Here is a 15,051-nt window from a genome sequence, read left to right as displayed (position 1 = left end):
CGGACGGAAAACTGTCCGCCGCGCGGGCTAGGGTATGGCGGTGGGTGTTGATGTGCGGGAGCTGCTGGAAGCGGCCGTGGCCGGGATCGCGGGACAGACACGGCCGGGGCAGGTGGAGATGGCGCAGGCCGTGGACACCGCGATGCATGACGGTTCGCATCTCCTGGTCCAGGCCGGCACTGGTACCGGTAAATCTCTCGGGTACTTGGTGCCCGCGTTGCTGCACGCGATCGAGGACCGCCGGGTCGTCGTCTCCACCGCGACGCTCGCGCTGCAATCCCAGCTCGTCGACCGCGACGTACCGGCCTTGCTCGACGCGACCGAGAAGCTGCTGCCGCGCCGGCCGAAGTACGCGATCCAGAAGGGCCGGAACAACTACGCCTGCCTGCACCGGATCCGGGAGGGCGCGCCGGACGAGGACGGCATGCTCGTCGACGTACCGCCCGCGGGTGAGGTCGGCCGACAGGTCGTCGAGCTCCGCGACTGGGCCGAGCAGCAGCTCGCCGACGGCGCGGCCGGTGACCGCGACCACGCGCCCTCGCACCAGTACCAGGCCTGGCAGCAGATCGCGATCTCCGCGCGCGAATGCCTCGGCGCGCAGAAGTGCCCGTACGGGGAGGAATGCTTCGCCGAGAAGGCCAAGGAGCACGCCCGCAAGGCCGACATCGTGATCACCAACCACGCGCTGCTCTCGATCGACGCCTTCGAGAACCGTACGGTCCTGCCCGAGCACGATGTGATCATCGTCGACGAGGCGCACGAGCTGCCCGCCCGGGTCACCGGCGCGGCCGGTGACGAGCTCTCGCCGCAGATGGTCGAGCGCGCCGCCAAGCGGGCCCGCCGGTTCGTCGACGACGACAAGGCCGACGACCTGATCGACGCGTCGGACGCGTTGCGCGCCGCCCTGGACGCCACCCGGGAGGGCCGGATCGAGCCGTCCAACGGCCCGGTTCTGGAGGCGGCCGGCTTGATCCGGGACGCGGCCCGTGGGCTGTACTCCGACCTGAACAAGAAGTCCGACGACAAGGACGATGATCCGGACGGCGCCAAGCGGCAATCCAAGGGCGCGGTCAAGGAGATCTTCGACGTCGCCGAGCGGGTCGCCGCGCTCAGTGACGCCGACGTGGTCTGGATGATCGACCGCGACCGGTTCGGCCGCGAGCTCCGGATCGCCCCGCTGACCGTGGCCGGCCTGCTCCGCGAGCTCGTGCTCCGGGACCGGACGGCCGTACTCACCTCCGCGACACTGACCCTCGGCGGCGACTTCGACGCGATCGCCCGGCAGGTCGGCCTCCGGCCCGCCGACAAGCTCGACGACGACGATGAGATGCCCGAGCTCGACCCGGACGCCGAGAAGGGCCCGCTGCCGTGGCGCGGCCTCGACGTCGGTTCCCCGTTCGAGTACGAGAAGCAGGCGATCCTCTATGTCGCGAAGCACCTTCCGCCGCCGCACCGCGATGGTCTGGGCAAGAAGCAGTTCGAGGAGATCATCGACCTGATCACGGCAGCCGGTGGACGTACGCTCGGGCTGTTCTCGTCCCGCCGGGCCGCGGAGGCGGCGACCGCGGCGGTTCGGGAGGGGACCGACCTCAAGGTGCTCTGCCAGGGCGACGCGCAGCTCGGCGAGCTGGCCCGCGAGTTCGTCGACGACCCCGAGACATCCCTGTTCGGGACGTTGTCGCTGTGGCAGGGCATCGACGTACCCGGCTCGACCTGCAACCTGGTGATCATCGACCGGATTCCGTTCCCGCGCCCGGACGAGCCGCTGATGGCGGCCCGGCAGCGCGCGGTCGACGAAGCGGGCGGCAACGGGTTCATGTCGGTCGCCGCGACCCACGCCGGGCTGCTTCTCGCGCAGGGCACCGGCCGGCTGATCCGCCGCAGCTCGGACCGCGGGGTGGTCGCGATCCTCGACCCGCGCATCGTCACCCAGCGCTACGGCGCGTTCCTGCGCGCCTCCTTGCCTCCGATGTGGCCGACAGCCGATCGTGAGAAGGTGCTTGGTGCCCTGAAACGGTTGCAGTCCACATGAGTCCGGTGGCCGGTCCGCCGGTGCTGCCGATGATGGCGGCGCTGGGTGAGCTGCCCTCGGGCGCGGGCTGGTCGTACGAACTGAAGTGGGACGGCATCCGCGTGATCGCCGAAGTCGACGAGGGTGTCTGCCGCTTGTGGTCGCGGAACAGCCACGACGTGTCCGGCGGGTACCCGGAGCTGATCGGCCTGGCCGAGGCGCCGGGCCTGCGGATGCCGGCCGTGCTGGACGGCGAGATCGTCACGCTGGACGAACACGGCGCGCCGTCGTTCGGCCTGCTGCAGCGGCGGATGCACGTCCGCGACCCGCGCCAGCTACGGCATCTGATCACCGAGGTGCCGGTCTCGGTACGGCTCTTCGACCTGCTCCGGTTCGACGGCGAATGGTTGCTTGAGGCAACGTACGACGACCGGCGTGGGCTGCTCGAATCGCTCGACATCGGCGACCCGTTCTGGGAGACCCCGCCGGCGTTCCGGGACGGTCACGAGGCGCTCGACCTGTCCGCGGCGCAGGGGCTCGAGGGCGTGGTCGCCAAACGCCGCAAGTCCAGGTACCTCCCGGGCCGGCGCAGCTCCGACTGGATCAAGATCAAACCGGTCCGGACCCGGGACGTAGTGCTGCTCGGCTGGCACCCGGGGGAGGGCAACCGGGAAGGCCGGATCGGCTCCTTCTACTGCGGCGCGTACGACGAGCCGGGCGGCGCGCTGGTACTGATCGGCAAGGTCGGATCGGGCCTCGACTTCGCCACGCTGGAAATGCTCAGCGCCGAGCTCGCGGGCCTGGAGATCGACCGCCCAGCGTTCGACCCGGCGAGCATCCCGGCCACCGACCGGCGCCGGGCGCACTGGCTGGACCCGGTCCTGGTCGCCGAGGTGACGTACTCGGGCTGGGGCGGCGACGGGCGGCTCCGGCATCCGGTCTGGCGCGGTTTACGCCTCGACATCGACCCGGAATCGGTCCTGGTGGACGCCGGCTGAGTGTTTCGCCGGCCGGGAACCTGCCCGGAAAGCTGAAATTGCCGGTATTCGCGACATGCAGATCATCGGCAGAAGTGTTCGAAATGCGGTGAATGCGAGGTGAATGCGCTGCGTCGCTGCGACGCTTTCTGTTCAGTTGTCGCAGAATTGGCGCCGGACAACAGTTGCGCACGGCCCCGAAACCGCCGGTTGGGTCAGTCGTTCGTTTCCCGCGACGGCGCCGGCACCGCCAGCGCGGCCTCGATCTTGTCGGCCAGTTTCTCCGGCGTCGCGGTCGGCGCGTACCGGGCGATCACCGCGCCGTCCCGGCCGACCAGGAACTTGGTGAAGTTCCACTTGATCCGGCCGCCGAGCAGGCCGCCCTGCTCGCGTTTCAGCCAGTTGTACAAGGGAATCGTCCGCGAACCGTTCACCTCGACCTTGGCGAACATCGGGAACGTGACGTGGTAGATCGTCGAGCAGAAGTTCGCGATCTCGTTCTCGTCACCGGGCTCCTGATGGCCGAACTGGTCGCAGGGAAACCCGAGCACGGAGAAGCCCTGCCGACGGTAGGTCTTGTAGAGCTTCTGCAGCCCCGTGTACTGCGGGGTTTGGGCACACTGCGACGCCGTGTTCACCACCAGGAGCACCTGGTCGCGGAAATCGGCAAGAGACTGTTCATTGCCTTCGATCCGCGCCGCGCTGAAGTCATAGACAGTCGTCATGACTCAATGCTGACATGACCCGCCGGACTTCGCAGGCCGTCTCCCATGTCAGACGCGACGCAGAACTGTAACGACCTTTCCGAGAATGGTCGCGTCGGTGCCGTCGATCGGCTCGAAAGCCGGGTTGTGCGGCAGCAGCAGGATCTCCGTCTTGGTCTTCTTGAACGTCTTCACGGTCGCCTCGCCGTCGATCATCGCGGCCACGATGTCACCGTTCTCCGCGGTCGGCTGCTGCCGGACGACCACCCAGTCGCCGTCGCAGATGGCCGCCTCGATCATCGACTCACCTTTGACCCGGAGCATGAACAGCGTGCCCTCGCCGACCATTGCCTTCGGCAACGGGAAGACCTCCTCGATCTCCTGCTCGGCGAGGATCGGGCCACCGGCGGCGATCCGGCCGACCACCGGCACGTACGCCGCGTCCGGGTGCGCGTCGCCGGCCCCGGTCTCGTCGTACGCAGTCTGCCGAACTGGGCCGAGCGCGGACCGGCGGGCCGCGGCGTCCACCTCGCCCGGGTAGCGGACCTCGATCGCGCGGGGCCGGTTCGGGTCGCGGCGGAGCAGGCCCTTCTGCTCCAGCACGCGGAGCTGGTGCGACACCGAGGAGGAGCTGGTCAGGCCGACCCGCTCACCGATCTCGCGCATCGACGGCGGGTAGCCGCGGCTGTCCACCGAGTCCCGAATCACGTCCAGCACGCGGCGCTGCCGCGGGGTCAGCCCGGTCGCGTCGGCCGGCCCGTCCGGCAGCTCGCTGACGGTCCGGTCCGCGGACTTGGCCGAAGACTTCTCCGCTGCCTTGCCCGCCGCCTTCTCCACGCCTGTGCGCTCGTCCTTGCTGGAACCGCTCGGCGTCCTGGCCATCGCTGGTGCTCCTCGGGTGCGGGCCGGCGATCACCGCACCGGCCGAAGCTTGCTGACTGTGATGACCGTAGACCGAATTCTGAGATTCTTCAAACATCTGTTCGAAGGCGTGTCGGTTCGCACGTTTGTTCGTGTGTCGGGTTATAGGGCGTACGCGGGGTGCTTCCGCGGCAGGGAATTTCCTGGGCGTGTCCTGGTTGGAGATGGTTGCGCGACGGGCGGCTGTCGGTTAATCATTCGTACAGACGTTCGATCGAACAGGTGTTCGGGTTGATCGAACGGGCCGCCCTCCGAAAACTGTCGGAGGCGGCCGGTAGACAGGAACCAGCACCGCAGGACGTGGACTGACCGAGGTCTGGAGGAACCGATGAGCACACCAGCTCTCACGGCCGACGCACTCACCCCGCACCACCAACCCCACCCGCCGACACCCCCTGCCCAATCCCCGGCACGCCGCCTGCTCCGGGTGGTTCCCACGCCGACCACTCGCCGCTCGGCGGAGGGTGCTTCCGTCCCGGTTGCACGGCGGGTGGAGTCGGTTCCGTCGCCGACGGTTGCTCCGGTGCGTCGCCAGCGGATTCATGGGGCGACGACCGAGCCGATGCCGGTGCGGGGTTGCTCGGGGGAGGTGCTGGGCCGTTCGGCGCCGACCGCTCGTCGGCTGACTGACAGTGAACCGGTCGCGCTTCGGTTGACCCGGCGTGGGCGGATGCTGGTGACGACGCTGTCCGTGCTGGTGTTCGGGGCGGCGATCGTCGTGCTCGGCCTGCGGGTCAGCGGCGTGCTCGAGCCCGGTCCGCGCTTCACCCACACCGTTCCGGTCCAGGTCGCCCCCGGTCAGAGCCTGTGGTCGATCGCCCAGGACACCAACCCCGGCCAGGACCCGACCGTGGTCGTCGAGAAGATCGCCAACCTGAACAACCTCCGCACCCCCGCGGACGTCACCCCCGGCCAAACCCTCCAAATCCCCGTCGCAGGCTGACAAACGCACCGTCAGTTCCGCACGCGCAGGCTGACTAACGCACCGTCAGTTCCGCACGCGCAGGCTGACAAACGCAGCGTCAGCTCTCCACGCGTCGGCTGACACACCCACCGCCGGCTCCGCGCGCGCCAACCGACCAGCAGGCCGCCGATTAGGGCCTGGAAGCTCGCCACTCGTCGTCCAGGAGCGCGTACACGTACTCGTTGGCCCACTCGCCCTTGAACTGCGAGGCGTGGAGGTGATGTGCCTCCCGGCGCATCCCCAGGCGTTCGAGCAGCTGCGCCGAGGCCGCATTCCGGTCGTCGAGCACGGCCACGATCCGATGCAGACCGAGCTCCTCGAAGCCCAGCCGCAGTGCCTCGCGAGCCGCCTCCGCCGCCAGTCCCTTGCCCTGGTACGCCGAATGCAGCGCGAACCCGATCTCGCCCTGACGATCGGCCTCGCTCGCCCACTTGAGCAGCACCTCGCCGATCACCGTGCCCGTCTCGCGCAGTTCGATCGCGAGTACCAGCCACTGGCCGGGCTCCGTCAGCTCACCCTGGGAGAGCTTCTTCTCCAGCGCGGCCCGCGTCTGCTCCCGATCCCGCACCGGCCACGGCGTGTACCGCACCACCTCGGGCAGCGAGTGGAACGCGAACAGATCATCCAGGTCGTCCCTCCGATGCGGCCGCAACTCCAACCGCTCGGTCCGCAACGGATACCCAGGACGAAATCCACTCATAACCCCATCCCTACTGTCGTGAGCCACAGCTCGGCGTACCGTTTGCCGTCCACCGCCGTCGCGACCTGCACGCTCCTCGCCGCCTGCCCCAGCGGATCTCCGCTCAGATCCCCGGGCCGAACTCGCGTATCAACGATCGTCCGTCCCCGCGACCAGCTCCCGGACAGCTCGATGCGCACCGGGTACGACTCCGTCTCCAGCCCCGCCGGATCGATCACCGCACAGACCGCACCACCGTCGCCGATCGTCGCCCCATCGGCCTGGTACAGCTCGCTCCGCTTCTCGATCACGGCCCGCGCGAGATCGGCGGATTGCGACCCGCCCAACGTACGCGCCTGCTCGAGTGTCACGACCACGTCGTAGAACACATCCAGCCCGTACATCGTCACCGGCACCTCGAGCTCATCAGCAGCCGCCAGCACAATCGCCGCCGCCTCCGGGTCCGCCCAGGTATTGAACTCGGCGGCGGCAGTCACGTTCCCGATTCCGGCCGACCCGCCCATGAATACGATCTCCCGCAAACCGGCAGCCGCGTCCGGGTACGTACGCAGCAGCAGCGCGATGTTCGTCAACGGTGCGAGCGGGATGAGCGTGATCAGCTCACCACTCGCCGCGGCCGCACGCAGTACGTCCCGCAGCAGCTCGATGGCATGGCGCGGATCGGTCGTACGGGTCGAGCGCGGCCAAGCGAGATCGCCGAGCCCGTCCACGCCGTGAATGTGCGGCGCCGGCCGCACGGCCTGGATCAGCGGCGCGGCGGCGCCCGCGGCGACCGGCACATCCGGACGCCCCGCGGCATCCAGCACGGTGAGCGTGTTGATCACCACATCGTCCAGCCCGACGTTGCCGCCGGCGCACGTCACGGCCTTCAGATCGAGCTCGGGGTGCTGGGCGGCCAGCAGCAGCGCGCACGCGTCGTCGAGACCCGTGTCGACATCGAGAATCACCGGCTTCATGTGCACATCCTCACTTATCCGATTCCGGGTCGGCACACCCGGTCCGGCCCGCGGAAGTCACCCCGCGTCAGGGCCCGGAACAGCTCCGCGACGACCCGCCCGAGGCCCCGCTCGGCCACCGCCCAGGGGCTGCGGCGAGGACGTAGTTTGCGCCCCGAAAGGGTCATCCGGAGGGCGCCACGCGGGAGTACATCGGGCCGCGCGAATGTTGAAACTTCAGACACGCGCGGGAGATCGGGGCGTTCTTGCAACTGGGGGAGCAGAGTTCTAGGATCGCTAGATGTAGTGGTTACACGGGTGTAATTTTCCACAGGTTGTGGTTGGTTGCCCACAGGTTCTACACAAGTTGTCCCCAGGCTGATCCACAGCCGTCCACTCGGACGGCCACGGGAGGAGTGATCCGTCATGCACTGTCCGTATTGCCGGCACGCCGACTCCCGAGTGGTCGACAGCCGGGTGGCCGAGGACGGCGGAGCGATCCGCCGCCGGCGCCAGTGCCCGGTCTGCGAGAAGCGATTCACCACTGTCGAGCAGATGCAGCTGACCGTGGTGAAGCGCTCCGGCGCGACCGAGCCGTTCAGCCGGGAGAAGGTCATCAGCGGGGTCGGGAAGGCGTGCAAGGGCCGGCCGGTGAACGCCGACCAGCTCGCCCGGCTCGGGCAGAAGGTCGAGGACGCGCTGAAGGGCAGCGGCTCGCCGGAGATTCCCGCGCACGAGGTCGGACTAGCGATCCTCGGGCCGCTGCGGGAGCTGGACGAGGTCGCGTACCTGCGGTTCGCGAGCGTGTACCGGCAGTTCGAGTCGGCCGACGACTTCGAGACCGAGATCGCGCTGCTGCGCGCCGAGAAGGAGCCGCGCGGCACCGAACCGGGCCAGCTGAAGCCGACCCAGTAGACGTAAACCGGGGGAACGGAAGTTCCAAGTAGTGGCAATTCGAAGAAAACGCAGCAAGCGGTACCTCAACGGGGCGGTCCCGACAGACCGCAGCAGTACAGACACAGGGCGAGGAGCAGCCATGACAGAGACGGTGACCGGCCACTCGGGGTCGACCAAGCGGTCGGCGGCCGGGTTCCGGGGGCGCAAGAACGCGCCCGCGGGACTCACCATCGAGCGGGTTTTCAGCACCGAAGGAGTACACCCGTACGACGAGGTGACGTGGGAGCGTCGCGACGTCGTGCAGCAGAACTGGAAGACCGGCGAGACCGTCTTCGAGCAGCGCGGAGTCGAGTTCCCCGACTTCTGGAGCGTGAACGCCTCGACCATCGTCACCACCAAGTACTTCCGTGGCGCGCTCGCCCACGACAACCGGGAGTGGAGCCTCAAGCAGTTGCTCGACCGGGTGGTGAAGACGTACCGCAAGGCCGGTGAGGAGCACGGGTACTTCACCTCGCCCCACGACGCCGAGGTCTTCGAGCAGGAGCTCACCTGGCTGCTGCTGCACCAGTACTTCAGCTTCAACTCGCCGGTCTGGTTCAACGTCGGTACGTCCTCGCCGCAGCAGGTGTCGGCCTGCTTCATCCTCGCCGTGGACGACTCGATGGAGTCGATCCTGAACTGGTACAAGGAAGAGGGCCTGATCTTCAAGGGCGGCTCCGGCGCCGGGCTGAACCTGTCCCGGATCCGTTCCTCCAAGGAACTGCTGCAGTCCTCCGGCGGGACCGCGTCCGGCCCGGTCAGCTTCATGCGCGGCGCGGACGCGTCGGCCGGCACGATCAAGTCCGGCGGCGCCACCCGGCGGGCGGCGAAGATGGTCGTGCTGGACATCGACCACCCGGACATCGAGGAGTTCGTCGACACCAAGATGCGCGAGGAGGAGAAGATCCGCATCCTCCGGGACGCGGGCTTCGACATGGACCTCGGCGGTCGCGACATCACCTCGGTGCAGTACCAGAACGCGAACAACTCGGTCCGGGTCTCGGACGAGTTCATGCGCGCGGTCGAGGAGAAGGGCGAGTTCGGGCTGCGGGCGCGGCTGGACAACTCGGTGATCGAGACCGTCGACGCGCGGAAGCTGTTCGACAAGATCTCCCAGGCGGCGTGGGCCTGCGCCGACCCGGGCCTGCAGTACGACGACACCATCAACGACTGGCACACCACGCCGGAGACGGGCCGGATCACCGCGTCCAACCCGTGCTCGGAGTACATGCACCTGGACAACTCGTCCTGCAACCTGGCGTCGCTGAACCTGCTGAAGTTCCTCCGCGACGACGACCTGTTCGACTCGGAGAAGTTCGTCAAGGCCGTCGAGCTGATCATCACCGCGATGGACATCTCGATCTGCTTCGCCGACTTCCCGACCGAGGCGATCGGCGTCACCACGCGGGCGTACCGGCAGCTGGGCATCGGGTACGCGAACCTCGGCGCGCTGCTGATGGCGACCGGGCACGCGTACGACTCCGACGGTGGTCGCGCACTGGCGGGCGCTATCACCTCGCTGATGACCGGCACCTCGTACAAGCGCTCCGCGGAGCTGGCCGGCATCGTCGGCGCGTACGACGGTTTCGAGCGGAACAAGGACGCCCACACCCGGGTGATGCGCAAGCACGCCGCGGCCAACGACGCGATCCGGACCATGCACGAGATCGACAAGGACGTGCACCAGCACGCGGCGGCGGCCTGGGACGGCGTACTGAAGATCGGCGCCAAGAACGGCTGGCGGAACGCGCAGGCCTCGGTGCTCGCGCCGACCGGCACCATCGGCTTCATGATGGACTGCGACACCACCGGGATCGAGCCGGACTTCTCGCTGGTCAAGTTCAAGAAGCTGGTCGGCGGCGGCTCGATGCAGATCGTCAACCAGACCGTCCCTCGGGCGCTGCGCCAGTACGGGTACACCGAGGAGACGATCGAGGCGATCGTCGAGTACATCGCCGAGAACGGTCACGTCGTCGACGCCCCGGGCCTGAAGCCGGAGCACTACGAGATCTTCGACACCGCGATGGGTGAGCGCGCGATCAAGCCGATGGGCCACGTCCGGATGATGGCCGCGGCGCAGCCGTTCCTGTCCGGCGCGATCTCGAAGACGGTGAACCTGCCGGAGACCGCGACGGTCGAAGAGATCGCCGACGTCTACTTCCAGGGCTGGAAGCTCGGCCTGAAGGCGCTCGCGGTGTACCGCGACAACTGCAAGGTCGGTCAGCCGCTGGCGGACGCGAAGGCGAAGAAGGCCGCCGACGCGGTCGCGGCCGAGGCGGCGACGGCGGAGAAGATCGTCGAGAAGGTGATCGAGTACCGGCCGACCCGGCAGCGGCTGCCGAAGTCGCGCCCGTCGCGGACCACCTCGTTCACCGTCGGTGGCGCCGAGGGCTACATGACCGCCGGCTCCTACCCGGACGACGGGCTGGGCGAGGTCTTCCTGAAGATGGGCAAGCAGGGTTCGACCCTGGCCGGGGTGATGGACGCCTTCTCGATCGCGATCTCGATCGCGCTGCAGCACGGTGTGCCGCTGGAGACGTACGTCCAGAAGTTCACCAACCTGAAGTTCGAGCCGGCCGGTCTGACCGACGACCCGGACGTCCGGATGGCGCAGTCGATCATGGACTACATCTTCCGCCGGCTGGCGCTGGACTACCTGCCGTTCGACGAGCGGGCCGCGCTGGGCATCTACTCCGCGGAGGAGCGGTCCCGGCAGCTGGACACCGGCTCGTACGAGCCGGTCCCGGAGGTCTCCGAGGCCGAGTCGCTGAAGACGGTCGAGCCGGCCGAGAGCACCGAGACCGGCGCCAAGTCGGTCGAGGCGGCGTCGGTCAAGCCGATCCGCGGCGAGGCGCACACCACCGCGGAGATGCTGGAGCTGATCACCGGCACGTCGGTCGACGCCCCGCTCTGCTTCACCTGCGGCACCAAGATGCGCCCGAGCGGCTCCTGCTACGTCTGCGAAGGCTGCGGCAGCACCTCCGGCTGCAGCTGATGGAGGGCGGCCTCCGCCGCGACTGAAAGCACCACGGCCCCCGGGAACTTCCCACTTCCCCCGGGGGCCGAGGTGCGTCCGGCGTACGTTGTACGGCCGCCGGTGTACGTCTCATCGCCTGCCCACCCGGGCGCGAACTGTCGGATCTGTGGTTCATCATGGTCCAGCGGGGCACGAATCGCGGTGGAGGGGTGGGCGAATGAAGAACCGGCTGATCACTCTGGTGGACCTCGGGCTGGACAGCTCGTTCGATGCCTCGATGACGTTCGTCCAGGGCATCACCGGCAACATCAACGCCGGCTGGGACCAGCCCGTCATCGACGTGAACTTCGTCCGGACCCGCGACCACGAGACCGCGTTCTCCGCGCTCACCACCCCGTCGACCGTCCTGCACGTGATGGCACACGGTGACCACAGTGAGGAGCCGTCCTTTCTGTCCACCGACGGCGAGACCCAGGTGTCGCTCAAATCCCTGGCCGAGTGGTTCCTGGACCGCCAGTGGGGCATCTCCAGCGGCGTCGTGATCGCCGACGGCTGCAAAACCGGCATCGGCAAGTGGCAACGCGCCATCCGCGACTGCCTCCAGGACGACATCACGTACATCGGCACCAGCACGGTCATCGGTTGGTACGAGGCGACCGTCTTCTGCTCCGCGTTCTACGGCGCCCTGGTCCGCAACCGCGGCCTGGGCCGCACCCCCGCCGAACAAGGCTGGGACGCCGCCAACCGAGCCATCCGGGCCTACGAAACCCTCACCGACCAACGCTGCCCCTACAAACCGGTCCTCCTGACCCCGTCCCGCCGAGCCCTCCGCTCCTTGACCGGCTGACCGGTCCGCGTCGAGCAACCGATCCGCGTCGGCCAACCGATCCGCGCTGGCTGATCGCCCGGTAGGAGCAGCTCGTCACGCGGGTACGTCGGGGCGGGTGGGCCTGCCTGCCGCACGTACACCTGGGCTCATGGTGTCCGGGCAGTGTTCCCGGTTCGTAGCTGGTCGGTGGTGGTGTTGATGTCGGCGACTTCGCCTGCCAGCGCCGGATGCGTGTCCTCGAGTTCCGCTCCGGCTGCGGAGAGCGGGGAGAGGAGCTTGGCGCTGTCGTTGTCGCCGAGCGCGAGCAGGACCCGGTCAACGGTTTGCTGACTGGCCCGGTCGAGGCCGTCGAGTGCAGTGATCCGGGCGGCCAGTTGGCGCAGCATGGCCGCGTTGGCCCGCGCCCATTGGTTGACCGCGCGATCGCCGGCCCGCCGGTTCCTGGCTGCTTGGACTCGCTGCTCGCCGGTCATCCCTTCGGGGTCGGTGGCGTGCGAGTTGAGTCGCAGGTAGCGCCGTTCGGCGGCTTGCCGGCTGGCCAGGCCGAGCGCGGGGGCGATCGCGGCCCAGCTGGCGCCGTGGGTCCGGGCCGCACCGATCAGCAAGGGTTCCCAGGCAGCGAGTCGCTCCTGTACGAGGCGCAGTCCGGCCAGCGCGGCGAGCAAATCGCTCGACCCGGCCTCCATCGAGCCGTCCTGGGCCGAACTGTCATTGCCGGAGCTGTCATTGCCCGAGCTGTCCTGGGCCGGGTCGGCGTCGGCCGGTACGGGCGGTGTGAGCTGCCGAACTGTCTCCTCCACGGCCGCGAACACCGCCGAGACCGAAGCCGGCTGATCTGCTTTTGGCAGGTCTTCCGGCACGTCTGCGGCTGCCATTGGTCACCTCCGTCCTCTCAACCGCGCTCGTGTCATCGGCTAGTTGACACAAGCTTCTTGTCATCGTTTCGATGACATGCTATACCAGAGATGCGTGTTGACACCACCGTGAAACGACAACAGGAGGTGCAGGAACGATGTTGATGCGCACTGATCCGTTCCGCGAGCTGGACCGGTTCGCGCAGCAGTTCTTCGGAAGCCAGACGCCGGGTACCTGGACCCGTCCGACGCCGATGCCGATGGATGCCTACCGGCAAGGCGATGAGTACGTGGTTGCGTTCGATCTGCCAGGGGTTTCGCCGGACGCCATCGAGCTGGATGTCGAGCGCAACGTACTCACCGTGAAGGCCGAACGCCGCCCGCTCGACACCGGTGAGGGCGTGGAACTGCAGGTCTCCGAACGGCCCCTCGGCGTGTTCTCGCGGCAACTGTTCCTCGGCGACACCCTCGACGCCGACCGGATCGAGGCCGGGTACGAGGCCGGCGTGCTGACGCTGAAGATCCCGATCGCCGAGCAGGCCAAGCCACGCAAGATCTCGGTCACGACCGCCGGTGACGGCCGCAAGCAGATCAACGCCTGAACCGGCGGCCGGAGTCGTCACTCGACGAGAAGTCTTGTCGATGGAGTGAGATCGAATGACCACGACCCACCAGCAGATCGCTGCCGAGGCTGAGGTTTTCGTCGACCTCGTGCTCGCCGACGACGACCTGATGCGGGCCGAGTTCGACGCGCTCATCGCCGCCGGCTGGGAATCGCCGTGCGAGCCACCCAGCGACAGGCTGTGCGTGCCGGCCGGCGGCTGGGCGGCGCGGCCACTGTCGCGGTGGTCATCCCGGCATCGCACCAGGCTCGGTCGTGCGCCGCGGCAGCGGCCTCACAGCCGTGAGCGAGGCCCTCCGCGGCCCGCGACCGACTGACGAACCAGATCACCATCGAGTCCGTACGGGAGGTGTGTAACCGACCTTTTCGACCACCCCTTTACCGGTGATGCGGCCGCCCGCCACCAGCACCCTCATTCGCGGCGACGTCCCGAAGTTTGCGCCGCGTGGCTTTCGCGAGGAAACAGCCGACGCGGGCGGCCGCATCACCGCTGTCCAGCCGACACGCTTCCAAGGGCTGGTTCCGGTGGCGCATGTGAGACTTTTTCTTGGACTCGTCTCGTGTGGCGTGGTCTGTGGTCTCGGTAAGGAACGCCACCATGAAGCTCCATCGGAATTCGCTCCTGGCGGCTGCTGGGATTGTGCTGGTGCTGTACCTGGTGACGCTGGTAGTTGGGTTGCCCGCGTGGGCCGCGGTGGTGATGGCCGTCGTACTGCTCGTGTTGCTGGCCGTGGTTTGGCAGCAGCCGGAAGTGCCTCGGCCCGTGGTGCGGCCGGCACCGAAGCCGGCGCCGTCCGTCGTACTGCCTGAGCCGGAGCCGGTGTTCTCCGGTCCGCCGTCGCGGACTGTTGCCGACGTACGGTTGCCGTCTGCGTCGCCGGACTTTCAGTTCAGTTTTTCGGCGATTGTTCAGTGGTCGACGGTGTTGTCGGGGTCGCGGCATGCGGATCTGGGTGCGGTGGCTGTGGATGCGCTGCTTGACCGGGCGCGATCGTTGACCGCCCGGCAGCAGGTGACCGAGGAGTCGCTCAACCAGCACCGGTTGGCCGCGATTCTTGGTGAGCCTGCGCTGGATGAGAAGGGTCAGGTACGGAGCTGGGCGACCGAGGTGCGGCTGCGGTTGCCTGACGCGGATCAGAAGCATTTGCACCATCTGGCCGCTCTGCATCGACGGGAGCAGACGACACTGCTCGAACGGCGGATGGAGCAGGACAAACGCGCGTACCTGAAGGATGACGTGTTCGCGACGCCCGGGTCGGCAGCTGTCTGGTGGTTGGTGAATCATCCGGGTGAGGTCGAGACCGCGGTCGGCCTGCTCGACACGTTGACCGAGTTGTCGGCTGCGGCGAACGATCTCCCCGTACGGCGCGCAACCGCCGAGAAGCTCGAACGCCAACAGCCGACCCGCGCCGAACTCGCCTTCAGCACGGCAATCGAGAACCTCACAAACCCAGCCAATCCAGCTGACCCAGCCAGTCCAGCTGCCCCAGCCAGTCCAGCCAATCCAGCTGACCCGGCAGACCCAGACGCCCCGGCTGAGTCGACTGGGTCGACCGGGTCGACCGGGTCGACTGGGTCGACTGGGTCGACTGGGTCGACTGGGTCGACTGGGTCGACTGGG

14 protein-coding genes are annotated in these 15,051 nt (G+C 68.1%); 9 read left to right on the top strand and 5 right to left on the bottom strand.

The genetic code is table 11. The annotated features are described in order from the left end of the window. Positions 1-34: 34 nt before the first annotated feature. Positions 35-2,032 carry an ATP-dependent DNA helicase gene (locus ABD260_RS05740; RefSeq protein ID WP_344232279.1) on the top strand — a complete coding sequence of 666 codons (1,998 nt, stop codon included), beginning with the start codon at positions 35-37 and terminating at the stop codon, positions 2,030-2,032. Further along, positions 2,029-3,009, top strand: coding sequence for a non-homologous end-joining DNA ligase (gene ligD / locus ABD260_RS05735; protein WP_344232278.1), 981 nt, complete (start codon positions 2,029-2,031; stop codon positions 3,007-3,009). Before ABD260_RS05740 ends, ligD begins: the two co-directional genes overlap by 4 nt. Before the next feature lie 194 nt (positions 3,010-3,203). Here the strand turns inward: ligD and ABD260_RS05730 are convergent, their stop codons facing one another. Both ABD260_RS05730 and lexA read right to left on the bottom strand, forming a co-directional pair. Continuing rightward, entirely contained in the window at positions 3,204-3,713 is a 510-nt protein-coding gene (locus tag ABD260_RS05730) for a glutathione peroxidase (protein WP_344232277.1), read from the bottom strand. 48 nt (positions 3,714-3,761) lie between these two features. Then, on the bottom strand, positions 3,762-4,574 hold the full coding sequence (lexA, locus tag ABD260_RS05725; RefSeq protein WP_344232276.1) for a transcriptional repressor LexA: 813 nt from the start codon (positions 4,572-4,574) through the stop codon (positions 3,762-3,764). A gap of 562 nt (positions 4,575-5,136) precedes the next feature. Between lexA and ABD260_RS05720 the strand changes: the two genes are divergently transcribed. Further along, positions 5,137-5,556, top strand: a complete 420-nt coding sequence (locus ABD260_RS05720) for a LysM peptidoglycan-binding domain-containing protein (RefSeq protein WP_344232275.1) — start codon at positions 5,137-5,139, stop codon at positions 5,554-5,556. A 151-nt stretch (positions 5,557-5,707) separates the two neighbouring features. Here ABD260_RS05720 and ABD260_RS05715 read toward each other — a convergent pair whose 3' ends face one another. Together ABD260_RS05715 and ABD260_RS05710 are read right to left on the bottom strand one after the other, a co-directional pair. After that, on the bottom strand, positions 5,708-6,277 hold the full coding sequence (locus tag ABD260_RS05715) for a GNAT family N-acetyltransferase (protein WP_344232274.1): 570 nt from the start codon (positions 6,275-6,277) through the stop codon (positions 5,708-5,710). Beyond that, a complete protein-coding gene (locus ABD260_RS05710; RefSeq protein ID WP_344232273.1) occupies positions 6,274-7,233 on the bottom strand; it encodes a nucleoside hydrolase in 960 nt (319 codons plus the stop codon). Before ABD260_RS05710 ends, ABD260_RS05715 begins: the two co-directional genes overlap by 4 nt. A gap of 405 nt (positions 7,234-7,638) precedes the next feature. Here ABD260_RS05710 and nrdR point away from each other — a divergent pair, with 405 nt between their 5' ends. From nrdR to ABD260_RS05695, 3 genes are all read left to right on the top strand, one after another. Continuing rightward, entirely contained in the window at positions 7,639-8,127 is a 489-nt protein-coding gene (gene nrdR, locus ABD260_RS05705) for a transcriptional regulator NrdR (protein WP_344232272.1), read from the top strand. Between the two features lie 121 nt (positions 8,128-8,248). Continuing rightward, positions 8,249-11,143, top strand: coding sequence for a vitamin B12-dependent ribonucleotide reductase (locus ABD260_RS05700; protein WP_344232271.1), 2,895 nt, complete (start codon positions 8,249-8,251; stop codon positions 11,141-11,143). 199 nt (positions 11,144-11,342) lie between these two features. Beyond that, entirely contained in the window at positions 11,343-11,972 is a 630-nt protein-coding gene (locus ABD260_RS05695) for a hypothetical protein (RefSeq protein ID WP_184830934.1), read from the top strand. A gap of 128 nt (positions 11,973-12,100) precedes the next feature. Here ABD260_RS05695 and ABD260_RS05690 read toward each other — a convergent pair whose 3' ends face one another. Continuing rightward, entirely contained in the window at positions 12,101-12,829 is a 729-nt protein-coding gene (locus tag ABD260_RS05690; RefSeq protein ID WP_344232270.1) for a hypothetical protein, read from the bottom strand. A gap of 137 nt (positions 12,830-12,966) precedes the next feature. On the opposite strand from ABD260_RS05690, the gene ABD260_RS05685 reads away from it, so the two are divergent. The 3 genes from ABD260_RS05685 to ABD260_RS05675 form a co-directional block, all read left to right on the top strand. Then, complete coding sequence (locus ABD260_RS05685; RefSeq protein ID WP_344232269.1) at positions 12,967-13,410, top strand: Hsp20/alpha crystallin family protein; 444 nt, start codon at positions 12,967-12,969, stop codon at positions 13,408-13,410. Between the two features lie 55 nt (positions 13,411-13,465). After that, complete coding sequence (locus tag ABD260_RS05680) at positions 13,466-13,747, top strand: hypothetical protein (RefSeq protein WP_344232267.1); 282 nt, start codon at positions 13,466-13,468, stop codon at positions 13,745-13,747. 281 nt (positions 13,748-14,028) lie between these two features. Continuing rightward, positions 14,029-15,051 (top strand): hypothetical protein (locus ABD260_RS05675; protein ID WP_344232265.1); only part of this gene is annotated, 1,023 nt, incomplete at its 3' end.

The organism is Kribbella hippodromi (assembly GCF_039531045.1).
Lineage (GTDB): Bacteria > Actinomycetota > Actinomycetes > Propionibacteriales > Kribbellaceae > Kribbella > Kribbella hippodromi.
Note: the sequence above shows the minus strand (reverse complement) of the source record. Positions and strands in the feature narration are given on the sequence as shown.

Coding starts and splice junctions, on each gene's coding strand:
- ABD260_RS05740 (WP_344232279.1), top strand. CDS start 35: ATGGCGGTGGGTGTTGATGTGCGGGAGCTGCTGGAAGCGGCCGTGGCC.
- ligD (WP_344232278.1), top strand. CDS start 2,029: ATGAGTCCGGTGGCCGGTCCGCCGGTGCTGCCGATGATGGCGGCGCTG.
- ABD260_RS05730 (WP_344232277.1), bottom strand. CDS start 3,713: ATGACGACTGTCTATGACTTCAGCGCGGCGCGGATCGAAGGCAATGAA.
- lexA (WP_344232276.1), bottom strand. CDS start 4,574: ATGGCCAGGACGCCGAGCGGTTCCAGCAAGGACGAGCGCACAGGCGTG.
- ABD260_RS05715 (WP_344232274.1), bottom strand. CDS start 6,277: ATGAGTGGATTTCGTCCTGGGTATCCGTTGCGGACCGAGCGGTTGGAG.
- ABD260_RS05710 (WP_344232273.1), bottom strand. CDS start 7,233: ATGAAGCCGGTGATTCTCGATGTCGACACGGGTCTCGACGACGCGTGC.
- nrdR (WP_344232272.1), top strand. CDS start 7,639: ATGCACTGTCCGTATTGCCGGCACGCCGACTCCCGAGTGGTCGACAGC.
- ABD260_RS05700 (WP_344232271.1), top strand. CDS start 8,249: ATGACAGAGACGGTGACCGGCCACTCGGGGTCGACCAAGCGGTCGGCG.
- ABD260_RS05695 (WP_184830934.1), top strand. CDS start 11,343: ATGAAGAACCGGCTGATCACTCTGGTGGACCTCGGGCTGGACAGCTCG.
- ABD260_RS05690 (WP_344232270.1), bottom strand. CDS start 12,829: ATGGCAGCCGCAGACGTGCCGGAAGACCTGCCAAAAGCAGATCAGCCG.
- ABD260_RS05685 (WP_344232269.1), top strand. CDS start 12,967: ATGTTGATGCGCACTGATCCGTTCCGCGAGCTGGACCGGTTCGCGCAG.
- ABD260_RS05680 (WP_344232267.1), top strand. CDS start 13,466: ATGACCACGACCCACCAGCAGATCGCTGCCGAGGCTGAGGTTTTCGTC.